The 18,972-nt window shown below is 44.3% G+C and carries 21 protein-coding genes; 9 read left to right on the top strand and 12 right to left on the bottom strand.

The genetic code is table 11. From position 1 onward, the window contains the following. Nucleotides 1-56: 56 nt before the first annotated feature. The 4 genes from OCV12_RS12420 (at nt 57) to treC (ending at nt 4,885) form a co-directional block, all read left to right on the top strand. On the top strand, nt 57-392 hold the full coding sequence (locus OCV12_RS12420; RefSeq protein ID WP_261884773.1) for an MliC family protein: 336 nt from the start codon (nt 57-59) through the stop codon (nt 390-392). Nucleotides 393-483: 91 nt separating this feature from the next. Next, nucleotides 484-1,428 (top strand): trehalose operon repressor TreR, encoded by a 945-nt coding sequence (gene treR, locus OCV12_RS12415; RefSeq protein WP_261884772.1) that lies wholly within the window; start codon nt 484-486, stop codon nt 1,426-1,428. Nucleotides 1,429-1,633: 205 nt separating this feature from the next. After that, nucleotides 1,634-3,058, top strand: a complete 1,425-nt coding sequence (gene treB, locus OCV12_RS12410; protein WP_261884771.1) for a PTS trehalose transporter subunit IIBC — start codon at nt 1,634-1,636, stop codon at nt 3,056-3,058. A gap of 141 nt (nt 3,059-3,199) precedes the next feature. Continuing rightward, entirely contained in the window at nt 3,200-4,885 is a 1,686-nt protein-coding gene (treC, locus tag OCV12_RS12405) for an alpha,alpha-phosphotrehalase (RefSeq protein WP_261884770.1), read from the top strand. Between the two features lie 179 nt (nt 4,886-5,064). Here the strand turns inward: treC and OCV12_RS12400 are convergent, their stop codons facing one another. Then, nucleotides 5,065-5,667, bottom strand: a complete 603-nt coding sequence (locus OCV12_RS12400) for a YitT family protein (protein WP_017630786.1) — start codon at nt 5,665-5,667, stop codon at nt 5,065-5,067. Between the two features lie 347 nt (nt 5,668-6,014). Here OCV12_RS12400 and glyA point away from each other — a divergent pair, with 347 nt between their 5' ends. Next, a complete protein-coding gene (gene glyA / locus OCV12_RS12395; RefSeq protein WP_017066387.1) occupies nt 6,015-7,265 on the top strand; it encodes a serine hydroxymethyltransferase in 1,251 nt (416 codons plus the stop codon). Nucleotides 7,266-7,494: 229 nt separating this feature from the next. On the opposite strand, the gene OCV12_RS12390 is transcribed toward glyA, so the two are convergent. The 6 genes from OCV12_RS12390 to tsaA form a co-directional block, all read right to left on the bottom strand. After that, entirely contained in the window at nt 7,495-7,821 is a 327-nt protein-coding gene (locus tag OCV12_RS12390) for a hypothetical protein (protein ID WP_261884769.1), read from the bottom strand. A gap of 231 nt (nt 7,822-8,052) precedes the next feature. Then, complete coding sequence (locus tag OCV12_RS12385) at nt 8,053-8,244, bottom strand: DUF4250 domain-containing protein (protein WP_004738555.1); 192 nt, start codon at nt 8,242-8,244, stop codon at nt 8,053-8,055. 1 nt (nt 8,245) lies between these two features. Next, a complete protein-coding gene (locus OCV12_RS12380) occupies nt 8,246-8,449 on the bottom strand; it encodes a YaeP family protein (RefSeq protein ID WP_008222923.1) in 204 nt (67 codons plus the stop codon). Between the two features lie 164 nt (nt 8,450-8,613). Next, nucleotides 8,614-9,309 (bottom strand): tellurite resistance TerB family protein, encoded by a 696-nt coding sequence (locus OCV12_RS12375; RefSeq protein WP_261884768.1) that lies wholly within the window; start codon nt 9,307-9,309, stop codon nt 8,614-8,616. Nucleotides 9,310-9,498: 189 nt separating this feature from the next. Next, entirely contained in the window at nt 9,499-11,214 is a 1,716-nt protein-coding gene (locus tag OCV12_RS12370) for a proline--tRNA ligase (RefSeq protein ID WP_132762161.1), read from the bottom strand. Between the two features lie 101 nt (nt 11,215-11,315). After that, a complete protein-coding gene (tsaA, locus tag OCV12_RS12365; protein WP_261884767.1) occupies nt 11,316-12,011 on the bottom strand; it encodes a tRNA (N6-threonylcarbamoyladenosine(37)-N6)-methyltransferase TrmO in 696 nt (231 codons plus the stop codon). 124 nt (nt 12,012-12,135) lie between these two features. Here tsaA and OCV12_RS12360 point away from each other — a divergent pair, with 124 nt between their 5' ends. The 3 genes from OCV12_RS12360 (at nt 12,136) to OCV12_RS12350 (ending at nt 14,497) form a co-directional block, all read left to right on the top strand. Further along, a complete protein-coding gene (locus OCV12_RS12360) occupies nt 12,136-12,396 on the top strand; it encodes a type B 50S ribosomal protein L31 (protein WP_261884766.1) in 261 nt (86 codons plus the stop codon). Then, a complete protein-coding gene (gene ykgO, locus OCV12_RS12355) occupies nt 12,397-12,522 on the top strand; it encodes a type B 50S ribosomal protein L36 (RefSeq protein ID WP_004734365.1) in 126 nt (41 codons plus the stop codon). It begins immediately after the preceding gene. Between the two features lie 388 nt (nt 12,523-12,910). Then, nucleotides 12,911-14,497 (top strand): AbgT family transporter, encoded by a 1,587-nt coding sequence (locus tag OCV12_RS12350; protein WP_017630782.1) that lies wholly within the window; start codon nt 12,911-12,913, stop codon nt 14,495-14,497. Nucleotides 14,498-14,635: 138 nt separating this feature from the next. Here OCV12_RS12350 and OCV12_RS12345 read toward each other — a convergent pair whose 3' ends face one another. The 3 genes from OCV12_RS12345 to OCV12_RS12335 all read right to left on the bottom strand — a co-directional run bounded on the left by OCV12_RS12345 (nt 14,636) and on the right by OCV12_RS12335 (nt 16,232). After that, complete coding sequence (locus tag OCV12_RS12345) at nt 14,636-15,361, bottom strand: MipA/OmpV family protein (RefSeq protein WP_261884765.1); 726 nt, start codon at nt 15,359-15,361, stop codon at nt 14,636-14,638. A 118-nt stretch (nt 15,362-15,479) separates the two neighbouring features. Continuing rightward, entirely contained in the window at nt 15,480-15,923 is a 444-nt protein-coding gene (locus tag OCV12_RS12340) for a YaiI/YqxD family protein (RefSeq protein WP_017630780.1), read from the bottom strand. A 21-nt stretch (nt 15,924-15,944) separates the two neighbouring features. Further along, the gene (locus OCV12_RS12335; protein WP_261884764.1) at nt 15,945-16,232 is read right to left on the bottom strand and encodes a hypothetical protein; all 288 of its coding nucleotides are present in this window, start codon (nt 16,230-16,232) and stop codon (nt 15,945-15,947) included. A 767-nt stretch (nt 16,233-16,999) separates the two neighbouring features. Here OCV12_RS12335 and OCV12_RS12330 point away from each other — a divergent pair. Further along, nucleotides 17,000-17,518 carry a GNAT family N-acetyltransferase gene (locus tag OCV12_RS12330; RefSeq protein ID WP_261884763.1) on the top strand — a complete coding sequence of 173 codons (519 nt, stop codon included), beginning with the start codon at nt 17,000-17,002 and terminating at the stop codon, nt 17,516-17,518. On the opposite strand, the gene OCV12_RS12325 is transcribed toward OCV12_RS12330, so the two are convergent. Then, nucleotides 17,484-17,792, bottom strand: coding sequence for a DUF3301 domain-containing protein (locus OCV12_RS12325; protein WP_019821602.1), 309 nt, complete (start codon nt 17,790-17,792; stop codon nt 17,484-17,486). The two genes, OCV12_RS12330 and OCV12_RS12325, sit on opposite strands and share 35 nt — an antisense overlap. A 105-nt stretch (nt 17,793-17,897) precedes the next feature. Then, a complete protein-coding gene (locus OCV12_RS12320) occupies nt 17,898-18,938 on the bottom strand; it encodes a DUF3549 family protein (RefSeq protein WP_261884762.1) in 1,041 nt (346 codons plus the stop codon). Between the last annotated feature and the right edge of the window lie 34 nt (nt 18,939-18,972).

The following is an 18,972-nucleotide window of genomic DNA, read 5'->3' as shown; positions in this document are numbered from 1 at the left end:
TCCTAACCTGAGACTAAACTAAGTGTCATTGACTATATAAAGATGAGGAACGAAGTATGAAAGCTATGTTGGTAGCATCTCTATGTACGGTAGCATTGGTCGGGTGCTCTAAATCAGCAACCCCTGATAACGCAGCATCGGATAATCAATTCGTGACTTATCAATGTGAGTCTGACGTGTCGTTTGATGTGGCTTACCTTAGTAATGAAAAAGCAGTATTACGTTTACCTGATAACGAGTACCAATTGACTCAAGTACCGGCAGGCTCAGGCACCAAATACATTCTAGATGATGGCACCTCAGAGATGATTAACAGAATCACTTTGCGTACTAAAGGTGATGACGCACGCCTCGAACTTGGCCGTGTGGTCTATCGTAATTGCCAAAAGTAAGTCATAGTAAGAACTGCTATATTTTACAAACAGTTAAGTGAGGGAACCTACTCTCACTTTTTCTTCTCTTCCCTTTAACGTTAGACTTTTTATGAGCAAAAAACTCACTATTCTCGATATTGCTAAGCTGTCCGGTGTTGGTAAGTCAACCGTATCTCGCGTTCTGACCAATGATCCTAAAGTGAAACCTGAAACCCGTGAAAGGGTGGAAAGAGTAATTCAAGAATCTGGGTACACGCCTTCAAAGTCTGCGCAATCAATGCGCGGTGGCAGTCAAAAAGTCATCGGTGTGATCATCTCTCGTTTAGATTCTCCCTCTGAAAACAAAGCTGTAAGTACCATGTTGGCTGAGTTGTATCAAGCGGATTACGACGTGGTGATCATGGAAAGCCAACTCGACAGAGACAAAGCCAACGAGCATCTTCAGGTTCTTAAGCGTCGCAATGTGGATGGCATCATTGTGTTTGGCTTTACTGACTGCGATATTCCTGCAATCGAAGCGTGGGAACACAAGGCCGTGGTTATTGCTCTGGATACCGAGAACGTAACGTCGATTAATTACGATAACCAACAGGTGATCAATAGTGCGTTAGCGCATCTGTCGGATCAGGGGATCTCAGATGTCGGCTTTATTGGTGTTGATCCTAGTGATAAATCAACCGGTGAGCTGCGTCTTAAGGCTTATCTAGATTGGTGCGAAAGCACTGGACTGATTGCGAACTATCGTACTGGCCAACTTCATCATGAAAGCGCTTATCAGCTGGTGGATGAAGTACTGACTCCTACAACTCAAGCACTTGTTTGTGCCAGTGATACATTGGCTCTTGGTGTGATCAAGCGTCTACAAGAACTACAACGTGAAGATGTGGTTGTGACAGGCGTTGGTGGTAATGATCTTCTCTCTTTCTTGTTCCCTCGTGTATTTAGCATTGATCCTGGCTACCAATCTGCAGGTAAGTTGGCGGCTAATCTATTGATCTCTCAGCTTTTAGGCAATTCAGAGATCTCTCATCACACCCAATCTCCGATTCTATAATCCACTCAATTAAGCGAAATCTAACCGCTTAGATTAAAATTAGAGTGTGATCTCTTTCAATTAATGGGACTGTTCCCATTTTAATTTATCATTCATGCGGGCATTATAATAACCGTAATTGGGAATGTTCCCATAAATCTAAATCTTGAGTGGTTGTTGCTGCATGGTTTAGATGAGTAATTGAATGAAACCAGGGTGGGGTAGTATGAGTAAGATAGCGAAGCAAGACGTTGCGCGTCTTATCGAGTTAGTCGGTGGCAAAGAGAATATTGCGAGTGTCAGCCATTGTCTGACTCGACTGCGTTTTGTATTGAATGATACGGACCAAGCGAACAAAGCAGAACTAGAAAAGCTGAAGTTGGTAAAAGGCTGCTTTACGAACGCAGGTCAATTCCAAGTCGTGATTGGCACAGAGGTTGATGAAGTGTACGCACTTCTGATTGAGCAAACGGGTAAAGAGGCGTCATCAAAAGATGAGTCTAAGCTTGCTGCTCGTCAGAACATGAACTTCCTTGAGCGTGGTATCTCCCATTTAGCCGAAATTTTCGTACCACTGCTGCCTGCCATCATTACTGGTGGTTTGATTCTTGGTTTCCGTAATGTGATTGGCGATATTCGCATGTTCGACGGCAAAACCCTCGTTGAAATCAGCCAATTCTGGGCAACCGTTCACTCTTTCTTGTGGCTGATTGGCGAAGCGATTTTCTTCTTCCTGCCGGTTGGTGTGTGTTGGGCGACGGTTAAGAAACTCGGCGGAACCCCTATTTTGGGTATCACGCTCGGTGTGACCTTGGTTTCCCCGCAATTGATGAACGCTTACATGATAGGTAAATCTGTACCTGAGGTGTGGGACTTTGGCTTGTTCGTGATTGAGAAGGTCGGCTATCAAGCTCAGGTGATACCTGCGATGCTAGCGGGCGTGGCTCTGGCGTTCATTGAGACCAACCTTAAGCGTATTGTACCTTCTTACCTCTACCTTGTTGTCGTGCCGTTCGTGTCGATTATTTTGTCTGTGATTCTAGCGCACGCTTTCATTGGCCCATTTGGCCGTATGTTAGGCGATGGCGTGGCATTCGCGGCTAAAGCGGCAATGACTGGTGATTTTGCGATTCTTGGTTCTGTGGTATTTGGCTTCCTATACGCACCTTTGGTTATTACAGGTATTCACCACACAACCAACGCCGTCGACCTACAACTGATGCAAGACTTAGGCGGCACACCAATCTGGCCTTTGATTGCGCTATCAAATATTGCACAAGCTTCAGCGGTTGTCGGCATCATCATCTTAAGCAAACACGAAGGCGAACGAGACATCTCGGTTCCAGCTGCAATCTCTGCCTACTTAGGTGTAACAGAGCCTGCGATGTACGGCATCAACCTTAAATACAAATTCCCAATGCTGAGCGCAATGATCGGCAGTGCTGCAGCGGCTGCAATCTGTGGTAGTGCAGGAGTGATGGCGAATGGTATCGGTGTTGGTGGCTTGCCGGGCATCTTATCGATTCAACCGCAATATTGGTCTGTTTACTTAATTGCAATGCTGGTGGCGATTGTACTACCCGTCACGTTAACACTGTTCTTCTATAAACGAGCACAGATGAAGGGCGAGCTAGAAACTGCCAACGCGTAATGCATTAAATAAGCGATGACTCCAAAGTGAGCCATCGCTTTTTCTCTTAGTTATAGCTTTTTCTTTTAGTTATAACGGCTATTCGACCATGATTCACATGGTGATTTTTTATTTATATTTTCTGGTAAGTGAGTGTTAGAGATGGCGATGACTGAGCATGATGAAAGTTGGTGGAAAACCGCAACCATCTATCAAATCTACCCAAAGAGCTTTTGTGATAGTGGCAGTAAAGGTACTGGCGATATCAAAGGGATCATTTCAAAACTGGATTATCTTAAACACTTGAGTGTGGATGCAATTTGGTTAACCCCAGTTTACGCATCCCCAATGATCGATAACGGCTACGATATTTCAGATTACTATGCGATTAACCCGCAATTCGGCACCATGGAAGACTTCGACCTATTGCTGGCTGAAGCGCACCAACGTGGTATCCGTATCGTAATGGATATCGTGGTAAACCACACCTCAACCGAGCATGCGTGGTTTCAGTCGGCATTGGGTGACAAAAACAGCCCATACCGCGACTACTACATCTGGAAAGATCCTGTAAACGGTCAAGCTCCCACCAACTGGCAGTCTAAGTTCGGTGGTAATGCATGGGAAATGGATGAAGCGACTGGGCAGTATTTCCTACACCTATTCGCGAAAGAGCAGGCCGACCTCAACTGGGAGAACCCGGTTGTACGCGAAGAAGTGAAAGATGTCATCAGCTTCTGGGCTGAGAAGGGCGTTGATGGCTTCCGCTTGGATGTGATCAACTTGATTTCGAAACAGCAAGATTTCCCTAACGATGATATCGGTGATGGTCGTCGTTTTTATACTGATGGCCCACGAGTGCATGAATATCTGAAAGAGATCAGCGAAGCGGTATTCCAGAAATATGGTAGCGTCACAGTAGGCGAGATGTCTTCAACGACACTCGAGCATTGCCAACAGTACTCAAACATTGATAACAGCGAACTATCGATGGTGTTTAACTTCCACCACCTTAAGGTGGATTACCCCAATGGTGAAAAGTGGACCAATGCGCCGTTTGATTTCTTGCAGCTCAAGTCGATCTTCAATCATTGGCAAACAGGTTTGAACGGCAAAGGGTGGGGCGCATTGTTCTGGTGTAACCACGACCAACCGCGAGTAGTGAGCCGCTTAGGTGATGATCAGCAGTATCGTGTTGAGTCGGCCAAGATGCTGGCTGCGTCTGTACACATGATGCAAGGCACGCCGTATATTTATCAAGGTGAAGAGATTGGTATGACCAACCCAGGTTACACCGAGATCTGCCAATATCGCGATGTCGAGAGCACCAACATGTATGACATCATGGTCAATCGTGATGGTGTGGCGCATCAAGATATGATGGCGATTCTGGCGCAGAAATCTCGTGATAATTCTCGCACGCCGATGCAATGGAACAGTGAAGCCAATGCAGGCTTTTCACAAGCTCAGCCGTGGCTAGATGTTGCAAATAACTACACTGAGATCAACGCTGAGCAAGCGCTAGAAGATAAAGACTCTGTTTTTTACTTCTACAAGAGCTTGATTGAGTTACGTAAAGAAGTGCCAGTGATTACTCATGGTAGCTACAAAGATTTATTGCCTGAGCACCCATCGGTATTTGCGTATTCTCGCGAGACTGATAGTCAGACTTTGTTGTGTATTAATAACTACTACGGTGAAGAGGCGGAGTGCGTTTTACCGGAACGTTTTGATATGAGTAAGGCAAAGAGTTTGTTGTCTAACTATCAAGAAGCGAACACTTCAGTAGCAGTACATCATCAAGTCTTACGTCCTTACGAAACTCGTATTCTCTTGATTGAAGGCTAACCTTGTTTCATTTTAAGAAGCCTGATTCTATTCCCCTTAAAGGATTGGGCTTTTACAAAGGCTTTGGAGAGCTCCCCAAAGCCTTTTTGTTTTAGTTATAGTCTGGATTATCGTACTTTGAGTCTGCAGCTAGAGTGTCGAGTAGCCAGCGACGATAGGCGATAGAGCAGGTGTGAACGCTAAGACGCGTAGTTCACTGAATAACGTGTAGGCTTGTGATTCATCGCTAATACGATGTTCAATACCGCAGTGCCCAATACAGAAACTGCAATCACCCAAGGCGATACGAAGAAGAATGATGCAAACAGAATACACGCATCAATAGCCATTTGGGTTTTGCCCACTGAGATACCGTAGCGATCTTGAATGAACAAACACAAGACGTTGAAGCCACCCAAACTTGAGCGATGACGGAATAAGATCAGCATACCTAAGCCCATCAACAGGCCGCCTGCAACAGCGCAGTAAATCTCATTATGAACTTCTAATGAAATCACCAAGTATAAATGATCGGCAAACACAGACACTAAAGCCCCTGATATGGCACTGCTTATTGCGAAGTGACGGCCAAATCGTTTCCATGCTAATAAGTAGAATGGGCAATTAGCAATAAAGTACAAAATACCAAAGGTTACTGGCATAAATTGACTCAAAAGCAGAGCCAAGCCAGTAGTGCCACCAGTAAGCAGGTTCGCTGACTGTAAAAAGAAGACGCCTAACGCCACTAAAAACGTGCCAGTGAGGATTGCTACCCAATCTTCTTTACGTGAGTGTTTTTCCATCGTTTTTATAATTACCTAACCAATAAAGGCGTGCATAGTAGAGAAAAACCTTAGCTTTCGGTAGCTAGAGGGGCAAAATTAAGGTAAACCTATGTAATCTGCGTTTTACAGGGTGTAAATCGTAAAATTGACAGTAAGCGTCATCTTTGGTTGGATAAGCTTAATAACCATGATGAATCTTATTTGTGATTATGAAAAAACTGCATGATAAAATTGCAATTAGCTCTTTATGACCTAGATCAAATTATGTAGAATGCGTCACATCAAAACGGTGACGGAAACGTTTGCTTTCGGTCGTTGTGTGGTTTTTTTGAAACTTTCAGTACAATCTGAGTCAGGAGATACAGATGCTTAAGCGTGACATGAACATTGCTGATTACGATGCGGATCTATTCGCAGCTATCCAAGAAGAAACTCTTCGTCAGGAAGAGCACATCGAACTTATCGCTTCAGAAAACTACACAAGCCCACGTGTAATGGAAGCTCAAGGTTCTCAGCTAACAAACAAATACGCTGAAGGCTACCCAGGCAAGCGTTACTACGGTGGTTGTGAGTACGTAGACAAAGTTGAAACTCTAGCAATTGAACGTGCATGTGAACTATTTGGTGCAGAGTACGCAAACGTACAGCCTCACTCAGGTTCTCAAGCAAACAACGCTGTATACATGGCACTATTAAATGCAGGCGATACGGTTCTAGGTATGAGCCTAGCGCACGGTGGTCACCTAACTCACGGTTCTCCAGTAAACTTCTCTGGTAAGCTTTACAACATCATCCCTTACGGTATCGATGAAGCGGGTCAAATCGATTACGAAGAGATGGAAAAGCTGGCTATCGAGAACAAGCCTAAGATGATCATCGGTGGTTTCTCTGCTTACTCTCAAATCTGTGATTGGAAGCGCATGCGTGAAATCGCTGATAAAGTAGGTGCTTACCTGTTTGTAGATATGGCTCACGTAGCAGGTCTAATCGCTGCAGGCGTTTACCCGAACCCAGTTCCACACGCTCACGTAGTAACTACAACGACGCACAAAACGCTTGCTGGTCCTCGTGGTGGTCTAATCCTTTCTAACGAAGGCGAAGATCTTTACAAGAAGCTGAACTCAGCAGTATTCCCAGGCGGCCAAGGTGGTCCTCTAATGCACGTTATCGCTGGTAAAGCAGTAGCGTTCAAAGAAGCTCTAGAGCCAGAGTTCAAAGAATACCAAGCACGCGTTGTTGCTAACGCAAAAGCAATGGTTGCTGAATTCCTAGCACGTGGTTACAACATCGTTTCAGGTTCTACAGAGAACCACCTGTTCCTAGTTGACCTAATCAACAAAGACATCACAGGTAAAGAAGCAGATGCAGCACTAGGTGCAGCAAACATCACGGTAAACAAGAACTCAGTACCAAACGACCCACGTAGCCCATTCGTTACTTCAGGTATCCGTATCGGTTCTCCTTCTATCACTCGTCGCGGTTTCTCAGAAGCAGACGCGAAAGAGCTAGCAGGTTGGATCTGTGACATCCTAGATAACATGGGTGATGAGTCTGTTATCGAAGCGACTAAAGCAAAAGTACTAGAGATCTGTAAGCGTCTACCAGTTTACGCTTAATTTTTCTGGCTCAAATAGCTTAATTTCTGTGTCAAAGGTGCTCATTTACATTCGTAAACTCCGCGCCTTTTCCTTGAACTAAAGCTATTTGATTGAAAAATACGATTTGAAAGGCTCCTGTTGGGAGTCTTTTTTGTATCTGGTGATCAGCGAATGAGAGTAAAGAAAGGCGGGTACTAAAAAGGGCTAATGCTTTCACATTAACCCTTTGTATTTGTTTGTGTTGGTTCTACTTTTTGATGCTAAGTAGGGTGCCTGATTTACACTTGAACGAGTAGTAATGACGGCTTTCATTAAACTTACCTAAGCCTTCGCCATCGCAGTAGTCGATGTTGATGTCACGCATTACTTCTAGCGTATCTTCGCTATTTAAAGCGAATTTAGAGCCATCAGAACAGACGATACGTACTCTTTCATCATGGCTTACAGAGTAAATATCGACTTCGGTATTACACAGCTCAAAAGAGGCTTCACGAAAATTGTCTTGCTGAGTATTTGAAGCGCAACCTGCGGTGAATGCGGCAGCGATAACGGCTAAAAGTCCGAGTCTTTTCATTGTTAATCCTTCACTATCATCAAGTTGGGTGATGAGTTTTATATGCTAGTTTGGGTAGCCTATACAACAATACGCTTTGGTTCAAGGCGCGTTCGTTGACTCTAAGATATAAAAGTATAGGTGCAGACAGATAATTTATAACGGGTTTACTGCATGTTTACTTGTTACGTATCACCAACAAAAAAAGACCAACACAGAGGTTGGCCTTTAAATAGGAAGATTTTTAAACGACTATCGAAACTGTTTGGCTTCTGGAAGATACTCAAAACCAGCAGACGCGAGCTTCGCGATCAGTGCTGCTTTGTCGATTTCGTAGAAGTTGACCACTCGATCTAAATCTCCGCCGAAGTCGTCACGAAGCTTCATGTTGACGATGCTCATCAACATTACAGGATCCATTTTTTCAAAGTTAGCGAGGTTCATATTAGTCCTCGAAATCTGAAATTAGTAAGTTAGCAGCGGCAAAGGCTGCACGTTCGCGAGCTTCTTTAGGAAGAGATTCATCGGCAGCAAGGTCATTCAATGTTTTTACTGCGCAGGTGATCGCTTTAGGGATATAGCCTTGGTCGCCACTGCCAATTTGAGAATACAGTTCACGAACCAAATCACAACAATCGTATACTTTCATTTTTATACCTAACCAAATGATAACAGATCTCAATATACACATAGAGATAAGCAAAAACAAAGTGGATCTGATCAAGTTCAGAGTTAGTTTGTTCTTGCTCAATATCTCACTTGGTTAGTTCTCTGCTTAGGCTACTCTTTACCTATTCATTTGGTATTTAACGATTAGCCAGAGACTTGTTGTTCAAGTTGATAGGTGACTTCATCAGCAAGGTTGAGCTGTTTCGCGAGCTCTTTCAGGTACGCCTTTTCCATGAAGTTCTGTTCGTCGGCCACAATCAAAGAGGCTAAGTAGATCTCACTCGCCTGTTGAGGTGACGTGGCTAATTGAGCGATTTCGCTTGGGTCGAGTGGCTTATGCAGTTCTTCAGAGACTAATTTAGTCAGTTGATAATCAGCGCCCATATTCTCGACGGCTTGCTCTATCTTAGCCATCTCTTCTTCATCAACATGGCCATCAGCTTTAGACGCGGCAATCATCGAACGTAGAATCAGAACGCTGTGGTTTGCATCATTTTCATCAAACTGAGCCTGTTCGACATTGGGAGTCTGGCCTTGTTTGGATTGGTAGTCGTTGTAGACTTTATAAGCCAAAGCGCCCAGTGCTGCTGCGCCTCCAATGCCAGCCGCTTTCTTACCCATTTTCTTGGTCTTCTTAGAGCCCATTAACGCCCCTAACAGTCCACCACCAACAGCACCAGCACCGAAAGCGCCCAGTGTGCTCTTGTTGATACCCTTGCCATTGCTGTTACTGCCTTGGGAGAGGCTGCTTAAACTCGAAGATCCTTGGGAAAGCTTCTGAGTACCTTGTTTAACGAGATCTGACTTAAGTGCTTGGTTAAGTAAGCTTTTGATATCCATCGATACCTCCAATGTAAGCGGGTCTAAAAAGTTGATGAACCCAATATACGGATTTAAAGATGAACAGGGGATTAACTTACGTTATTTACTCTAGTGATAAATAGAAGAGAACTTGAAGGGAAACGACAGGTACAAAAAAGGCCACCTAATGGCAGCCTTTCAATGTTTATCTAGTCAGTAATCGGATTACTAAGCTAGTTGAGCTTTAAGGTGCTCGATAACCGTGTCCATTGCGATAGCTTCTTTATCACCAGTACGACGGTTTTTGTATTCGAAGTTACCTTCGTCCATGCTGCGATCACCGATAACGATAGTGTGAGGAATACCCACAAGCTCGATATCTTTAAACATAACACCTGGACGCTCTTTACGGTCATCAAATAGTACTTCGATACCCATAGCTGTTAATTCAGCGTATAGCTTCTCAGCTGCTTCTTTAACGCGCTCAGATTTGTGCATGTTCATTGGTACGATAGCAACTTGGAACGGCGCTAGTGCGTCTGGCCAAGTGATACCGAATTTATCGTGGTTTTGCTCGATAGCAGATGCAACAACACGTGAAACACCGATACCGTAACAACCCATTTCTAGGATTACGCTCTTACCATCAGGACCAAGCACGTTACAGTTCATTGCTTTAGAGTAAGTATTACCCAGTTGGAAGATGTGACCAACTTCGATACCACGCTTAAGCTGGATAGTACCTTTACCACATGGGCTAAGGTCGCCTTCAACAACGTTACGTAAGTCTTCAACTTGAGCAAGTTCAACGTCACGACCCCAGTTAATACCGAAGTAGTGTTTACCGTCTACGTTTGCACCAGCGCCGAAGTCGCTCATTACAGCAACAGAGCGGTCAACGATGAATGGTAGCTCTAGGCCAACAGGGCCAAGTGAACCAGGACCTGCACCAACAAGTGCACGGATTTCTTCTTCAGAAGCCATCTCTAGTGGAGAAGCAACCTGTGGAAGGTTTTCTGCTTTCACTTCGTTAAGCTCGTGGTCACCACGGATGATTAGAGCAATGATATCTGCTTCTACTTCATCAGATGCTTTAACGAATAGAGTCTTAACTGTCTTCTCGATTGCTAGACCGTGTTGTTCTACAAGCTCAGCAATTGTTTTTGCGTTAGGCGTATCAACCAGTTCCATCTCTTGAGTTGGCGCTGCAACTTCTTCAGTAGGAGCTAGTGCTTCTGCTTTCTCGATGTTTGCTGCGTAATCAGATTCAGAAGAGAATGCGATTAGGTCTTCGCCGCTTTCAGCAAGAACGTGGAACTCTTGAGAGCCGCTGCCGCCGATTGCGCCAGAGTCAGCTAATACTGGACGGTATTCAAGGCCCATGCGGTCGAATGCTTTACAGTAAGCATCGTGCATCGCTTGGTAAGATTTTTCTAAGCCTTCTTTGTCGATATCAAAGCTGTACGCATCCATCATAGAGAATTCACGTGCACGCATTACACCAAAACGAGGGCGGCGCTCATCACGGAATTTAGTCTGGATTTGGTACAGGTTTAGAGGTAGCTGTTTGTAAGAGCTGATCTCGTTACGTACTAGGCTCGTCACTACTTCTTCAGCTGTTGGGCTAAGAACGAACGGACGAGAGTGACGGTCTGTGAAACGAAGTAGCTCAGGGCCCATCTTTTCAGAACGGCCTGTCTCTTCCCAAAGCTCAAACGGTTGAACTACGGGCATCAAGATTTCAACGGCACCTGCATTATCGATCTCTTGGCGAACGATATTTTCGACTTTACGCAGTACACGTAGACCAGTAGGTAGCCAAGTATATAAACCTGAAGCTAGCTTACGGATCATACCTGCACGTAGCATCAGCTGGTGGCTGATAACTTCTGCGTCGTTTGGAGTCTCTTTCAGAGTAGAAAGAAGGTAGTTACTGGTACGCATTCTATGGTATCCGTTTCATCATTGATAAAAGAAAATTTGCTGCAGTGAGTGACGACAGCAAATCTGATATAGCCGCATATAATATCAGCCTATTTGGGATCTCAAAAGCGTTCAATGTCAGTTACATTGATGAAAAGCGCCTCAACAACGAATTTCACGTTAAGATCGAACAAATTTACCGCATATTCCTTACTGTCCAGCTTGCCTTTTTTATAGGCAGGACGTGGATCTTGACCAAGCACTTCTTTGATCACCTGAATGATATGGCGCGCCTGCGGGTGCTGTGCCAGTTTCGTTTGGGCTTGCTGTGAAAAGTTCACGTCTAGTACTTCAGGTTCATCAGTAGCAAACCCTCCTAGTGCATCAGGAATCGAATCGGAGTAGGGGATATAAGGTTTGATGTCGATGATCGGCGTGCCGTCGACGAGATCGACACTGCCCAAATCCAACCAAGTCTGCCCCTTTTCTTGAGAGACACCTTTGAGTTCAACTGCAGACATGCCTATTCCATTCGGCCTAAAGGTGGCACGCGATGCGAAGACACCGATACGTTCATTGCCGCCAAGTCGAGGTGGCCTCACGGTTGGTTTCCAGCCCGCTTCAAGGTTCTTATCGAACAAAAACAACAACCACACATGGCTAAATTGCTCAATATCACGAACAGACTCAAGACAGTTTGCCGCGTCAACCAGCCTGACTCTGGAGGTGGATGTCGGCACCAATCTAGGTTGCCTTGGTACCGCGAACTTCTCTTTATAAGGAGACTCTATAAAGCCAATAGGTTCAATGGAGTACATGAGTGGACGTTCTCTAATTACGATCTATGGCGGAAAAATATCATAAAATCGCTTGTTTTTCTTTTGATAATAATTATCATTTGAAATGTTATAACGTATCAATTTAATTATTTAGGGAAATACAATGAAACCGAATATCCACCCGGACTACCGCACAGTGGTGTTCCACGACACCAGTGTTGATGAGTACTTCTTGATTGGCTCAACCTTGAAAACAGAGCGTACTATCGAATGGGAAGATGGTAATACTTACCCTTATTTCACTATTGAAGTGTCGTCAAAGTCGCACCCTTTCTATACCGGTAAACAGAGAGTGCTATATAAAGAGGGACGTGTTGCGAACTTCACTCGTCGTTTTGGTCAATTAGGTAAGGGAGCGAAATAAATGAAAGTCGTGAAATCACTGAAAAGTGCAAAGAGCCGTCACCCGGATTGTCAGATAGTAAAGCGCCGAGGCCGCCACTATGTTATCTGTAAAACCAATCCGAGATTCAAAGCGGTTCAGAAATAAGCCGTCAATTTGATGTGACACGTGTGTAAAAAACGAGGGGAAAGTCAAACTTCATTCATTTGCCTGCTTTTCTTTTCCCTCAAGAGGAACCTGATTAAAGATAGAGTGTTTATTTAGCGTACGATGTGTTTTATTTTCAAGTGAATCAATAGGTTATATCGTTAGTTATATTTGTAGTGAATGCGTAGTTGTGAATTATAAATCTAGATTTTGTATTTAATGTAGATTTATTTGCTAATTAATTGTTCAAATAGAGTTAAAAATCGTCGTTTGTTACACATTTTGTAACATTTTGAATTTCTAATTGATAATTTTGTCGCGTACCCTTCGCTGGCAATTTGAACATTTTTGTCACAATTGCATAGGAATCACTACAAGGAGGGAACTGATGAGTTCATCAGCTTCAATAAAAAACAACTCGCCAAAGAAACCTATTTTTACCCGTTTTCTCGATGGTGTTGAGTATTTGGGGAATCTATTACCCCACCCGATCACTCTTTTCGCAATCTTCTGTGTCGCTATTCTAGTCACTTCAGGTATCGCTGGATATTTTGAAGTATCTGTTATGGACCCTCGTCCAGAAGGTGCTCCAGGTCGTGCTGCTGACGGCATGATCTACGTTGTAAGCTTACTTAATGCTGAAGGCTTACAGCTCATTGTTACTAATCTCGTGACAAACTTTGTTGGCTTTGCGCCATTAGGTACTGTGCTTGTTGCAATGCTAGGTGTAGCGATTGCTGAGCACTCAGGTCTATTATCTGCGGCGATGCGTGGCATGGTAATGGGCGCATCTAAGCGCATGGTTACGGTAACCGTAGTTTTTGCAGGTATTATCTCTAACACGGCTTCAGAGCTTGGTTATGTAGTACTTATCCCGCTTGCAGCAATGCTTTTCCACTCTTTGGGTCGTCACCCATTAGCGGGTCTAGCGGCAGCATTCGCTGGTGTATCTGGTGGTTACTCAGCAAACCTTCTAATCGGTACGGTTGATCCACTGCTTTCTGGTATTACCACAACAGCAGCACAGATGATTGACCCGACTTACAACGTTGGTCCTGAATCAAACTGGTACTTCATGTTTGTTTCTACTTTCTTCATCGCGATTACAGGTGCATTTGTAACTGAGAAGATTGTTGAACCAAAACTGGGTAAATACAACGACGAAGAAGCGTCTGAAGATTTATCAAATGATTCAATGGGCAAGCTAACAGACGTTGAGAAGAAAGGCCTTAAGCTTGCGGGTATCGCAGTATTAGCGGTTTCTGCACTTCTTGCATGGACGATTGTTCCAGCTGATGGTGTTCTACGTTCAGCAGCAGGTACGGTTTCAGGTTCTCCATTCCTGAAAAGTATCGTAGCGTTCATCTTCGTATTCTTCGCAGTTCCTGGTTTTGTTTACGGTAAAGTTACCGGCACAATGAAAACGGACCGTGACGTAATCAATGCAATGTCTAAGTCTATGTCTTCAATGGGCATGTACATCGTACTTGTGTTCTTCGCTGCTCAGTTTGTTGCTTTCTTCAAGTGGACTAACTTCGGTCAAGTATTCGCAGTTGCAGGTGCTACGTTCCTACAGGATATCGGCCTAACGGGTCCAATGTTGTTCTTCGCATTCATCCTAATGTGTGGCTTCATTAACCTAATGATCGGTTCGGCTTCTGCTCAGTGGGCAGTAACAGCACCTATCTTCGTTCCAATGCTAATGCTAGTAGGCTACGCACCAGAAACGATTCAAGCTGCTTACCGTATCGGTGACTCAACAACGAACATCATTACTCCAATGATGAGCTACTTCGGTCTAATCCTTGCTGTAGCAACGCGTTACATGAAGAACCTAGGTATCGGTACTCTGATTGCAACTATGCTTCCATACTCAATCGTATTCTTGGTTGGTTGGAGCTTAATGTTCTACGTTTGGGTATTCGTATTTGGCCTACCAGTAGGTCCGGGCGCTGCAACGTACTACACGCCTTAGTAAGCAGTGATGGGCGAACATTTTGATTCGCTATCAACTGAATACACGATGAGATACCAAAGAGCCTGCATTGATGCAGGCTCTTTTTATTGGAACCTGCAAATTATTGGAGCCTACAAATTATTCGAGTCTACAAGTTTACAACCCCGCAAAACGATAGGTCACCCCTAATTCAAATGACCAGCCTAAATCTCGCTGGATCAAGTCGCTGTTGTTGTCGTGATGTATTAAGTCAGCTCGAGCGATACCAATCCAAGTGGGTGTGAACTCATAAAGTCCGATTAATCCGGCTTGATAGACAAAGGTTGACCCAGAATCAAACTGACTCAAACCTGAGGAAGAAGCTTCAGCGTTAGAAATGCCGTAAAGATGATTTGAGAGCTTCTTGTCTCGATAGTCGACCTCTAGGTAAGGCGTAATAGTGAATGGCTGGGTCCACGTTTCTAACGTTCTGCCTAAGTGAAGTTGAACTTCGTAGCCGTTATGTTCTGAAGTCACGTCGTGTAAATAGGTGAGGCGTGCGCCTACCGTGCCTAAGGTTACCCCTAACTCTCCATTGCTATCTCTGTCTTGAATACCGTTGGGCAGATCTACGAAGGTGTCTGACACTTCAGCAAAGCGCCAGTTTCCTGATAACCCGACATAAGGTAGCAGTTGCCAATTGGCGAGGCTGCCATCAATAAAGCCTTTCTGGCCAGAATAGAAGAGGTTGGGTGTTGCACCGAATTGAGGAGAACTTTTAGTGGAGAAAACACTTTCACCATAGGTGATGCTGCCTCCAATGATTCCGTATTCTTCATCGGCAAAGGAAAGCTGAGTGCTGCAAAAAAGAATGGATAGCGATAGGGCGATTCCACGAACCATAATCAATACTCCGTTATTGTAATTAATATCAAGAACGGAGTATGTCGATTAAAATTTCATCTGAGCTACTGCGACTAAGAGATAGATTTGAGCTCTATCTTAATAAGAAAAGTCGAGTTTAGCGTTTTGCTAGCAGGCGATCGAGATGGTTGGCGAACTCACGACGGTCGGTTTGAGAAAGGGTGCTTGGTCCGCCAGTTTGGATGCCACTTGAACGCATGGTTTCCATAAAATCACGAATGTTGAGACGCGCTTTAATGGTCTCTTTGGTGTAAAGCTCACCGCGCGAGCTTAGTGCCAGTGCGCCTTTGGTGATCACTTCATCTGCCAGAGGGATGTCTGAAGTAATGACAAGGTCGCCTTTCTCTGTGCGTTTTACTATTTCGTTGTCGGCGATATCGAAGCCACTTGGTACTTGAATAGAGTGGATGTTCACTCGTTTTGGTACAGGAACAACGTGGTTTGCGATGAAGGTGCATTCAACACCAGTTCGCTCAGCTGCGCGTACGATGGTTTCTCGGATAACCTTTGGACAAGCGTCCGCATCAACCCATATCTTCATAGTGTTCTATTCTCAGTTAGCCTATTTATGTAATAACTTAGCTTCAAGCGTGGCAACACGAGCGGTAAGTTCTAGGATTTTCTTTTCTAGTTGGCTAACACGGTCTAGTGCTGGCTCTTCTTGTGTCGCGACTTCAACTTTAGGAACGCGATTCGCACTTTTCCAGCTCTTGATGGTTGTGATTAAAGCAGGCATTGGAACCGATGTACTCATGCGAGCTTTTACTAATGCAACGGTCGGCTCTTTGCCTTGTGCTTGCAGTCCTTCAAGCACCGATTTCAACTCTTCAGAAACATCTTTTGTCAGCATGTTGACCTCCATTTTTAGTTTTTGGTCATTTTACTCGCTCCGGTGGATGATAGCGAATCATAAAACATCCCATGGCGTGTGAGAGATCTCTTACAAAGGCTGTGAGATAACACGAATAGTTGTCTAGAGAGATTGATATGCATATGGTTAAGGTATTGAATTTTAATTGTTTTATATAATTAACAACTCGATTGAATTCAAAGTGTGATGCAAATCTATTGTCCGAAATCCTAAATCGCGTAAATTAAACCTTGTCGGAAGGATTCTGACACGGAACAGGAAAGCACCAAGGATTTGGTTATCTTCAGGATGAAGATTTGGTTACTTAGGATTGAGTGATCAAGCATGGAGCGTAAGGACATTGTAGGGATACAGTCAGTTAACAGGAAGTTAGCTGCAACGGAATGACAATGGACACCTTTAGGATTAAAGGGTTGGATTAGCATCAGGACGATGTAAAGGACACCGCTCACGGAACAAGTGATGTGCGCTAACTAGGATTGTTAGCTTTCAGGATGATTGGACACCGCTAGGACGGCGAAGTAAAGGAAAGAGCTGAAGGATTACAGCCACTATTATGGATGATGCATGGAGCATTAATTAGTAGCCGGACTGCTGCGAGTAAGACCCTAGCCCTGACACTTCGGTGTCGGGGCTTTTCTTTTTCTGAAGCTTTCTCTGTCTAGGAGGCTCTGCTTAGTCGAGAACTTTTCATCTAAGAGCGCGACATCTGCTTTTCTGCTAATGGTCAACACAAGGAGTGTTTTATGACGATAGCAACCTCAAGAACGCTGTTGGTACCTTATACTGAACAGCTAGAACTCGACTTTATTAAGTTAAACTGCTGCCCCATTAATCGTGCTGAAATGAACGGGCCGCACTCTATTGCCTCTGCGAAGCACCTTTTTAAAGAAATACTGCAAGACAACGTCGGCTTCTGCCGCGCGATCATCCATAACCAAACTCGTGAATATCTGGGGCATGTCTTTATTTCATCTGAAAAGGGCAGGCATGAACTTGGCTTTATTTTGGATAAAGAACACTGGAATAAAGGTCTTGCGAGTGAAGTGCTAAAGCCTTTCTTTAGCTTGGTGTGTTTTGAAGAGCACCTAACGAATGTCGTCGCAACCGTCAATGTCGGTCATAACCCATCCATTAAGTTGTTAGAAAAACTCGGTTTTGCATTTAAAGGGACCAAACAAGATCAGTTTGGCCCTTATCATGAATATCGCTATACCGCGTATTGTGACGTTACATTCTATGAGGCTGTAGCTCAAACCGCATAGAGCGGAAGCCAACCATGGTCAGCTTGCCTTGGTATAGGTCATCACCTAACGCTGAAAACTCAAATTGGTACACAGTATGCCAGCGCCAAATCGTGGTTAACTCATGGCGCATCTTAAGCTTATGACCACTGAAAGCGACACTCAACAACTGTAAGTCCAGCTCTTTACACTTTCTCGCAATGGCAGCCTTCGCAAGCTCTGATTGCCTGCGCTGCTGCCAAAATAAAAAGCAAAAGAAGCACAGAAACAAAATAGCCAATAAGTTATCTATCATTTAATCCATACTTCCTTTTTTATCTCTTCATTCCAATTGTGATTGTTGCGCGTTTTAATGAGCTAGAGAGTGAATCTCTTAGTGAGCTTATTTAGCCTATTTTGCTTATTTAGCTTTGGCCGCTTGTTGCAGTTCGACCAGTGCGTTGGCAAGTTCTGGTGATGGATTTGAGTTCAGTAGCGGTAAAAATACCATTCTCAGAGTTGGAATCATCACTAAATCTGCAAATAACTGATTGAACAAGTTTTGGTTGCCCGTTTGTGCGAGACGCAGCAAGAATTGCTCAGCAATCGCTGGATCTTGCAGTGCGTGCCAGCTTCGACCAGCCAAACCAATTAACACCTCTTGGTGACTTAAGCGTGGGCTCGCCAGAACTTGGTTAATTACGCCATTCGTTGTGCTTTGCTCAGCACCAGAAAGGGCACGAACCAACGCAGACAGCAAGAACAGATCCGGTTCTTGGCTGTTAATCTCATTTTCAGCCATCTCTTGTAAGCGTTGAGCCAGTTTGTCATTGATTTGCGTGTGCTCAAGCGCCCCAAGTGTTGCGTATAGAGGTTCTGATGGCAGTTTGCTCAATGCTTTGCGAATCGCGACACCGTTTTGTTGGCTGCCTAGGCGAGCACACATATCGGTGATGCCTTGAAGACCAACCGTTTTCCAGTTGTCCCAGCCTAGATCACCAGTGAAGTAGTGTTGAGCGTGTTCGTAGTATTGGCTCGTCGCTAGGTCCAAACCTGCTCTTACTTGGCTATGGAACACGGCCATCTTGTCTTCTGAAGGCTTGAACGTGTATGGGTTGTTAGACAGCTTTTGTTGTTGCTCTTCGCTGATCTCGCCGTTTAGACGTGTGCCCATCGCTTCGATAACAAACTTAAGAAAGTTGCCTACATCGCCTTGATGCAATAGGCCTCTTTCGTCCAGCTTGAACTTTAGGAACCAAATCCAAGGCTGCTTGTGTTCGTTCCAGTAACTAATGGCTAAGTGAGCTTGTTTCTGAAGTGGAAATGGGTACGGCTGTTTCCCTTGCTCAACATCAGAGAATAAGGTGTTGTCGATCTTCTGAATGCGACGACCTAAGTCGTAGATATCGTATTGGCAACCGCTATTCTTTAGTAACTGAGTGAGCGTGTGAATCGTTTCCATAGTAATAAAGCTCCTAACTTTCTTTCCTAAATAG

This window comes from Vibrio pomeroyi (genome assembly GCF_024347595.1).
Taxonomy (GTDB): domain Bacteria; phylum Pseudomonadota; class Gammaproteobacteria; order Enterobacterales; family Vibrionaceae; genus Vibrio; species Vibrio pomeroyi.
The sequence above is the reverse complement of the archived record's forward strand: the minus strand, read 5'-3'. Positions and strand labels throughout refer to the sequence as shown.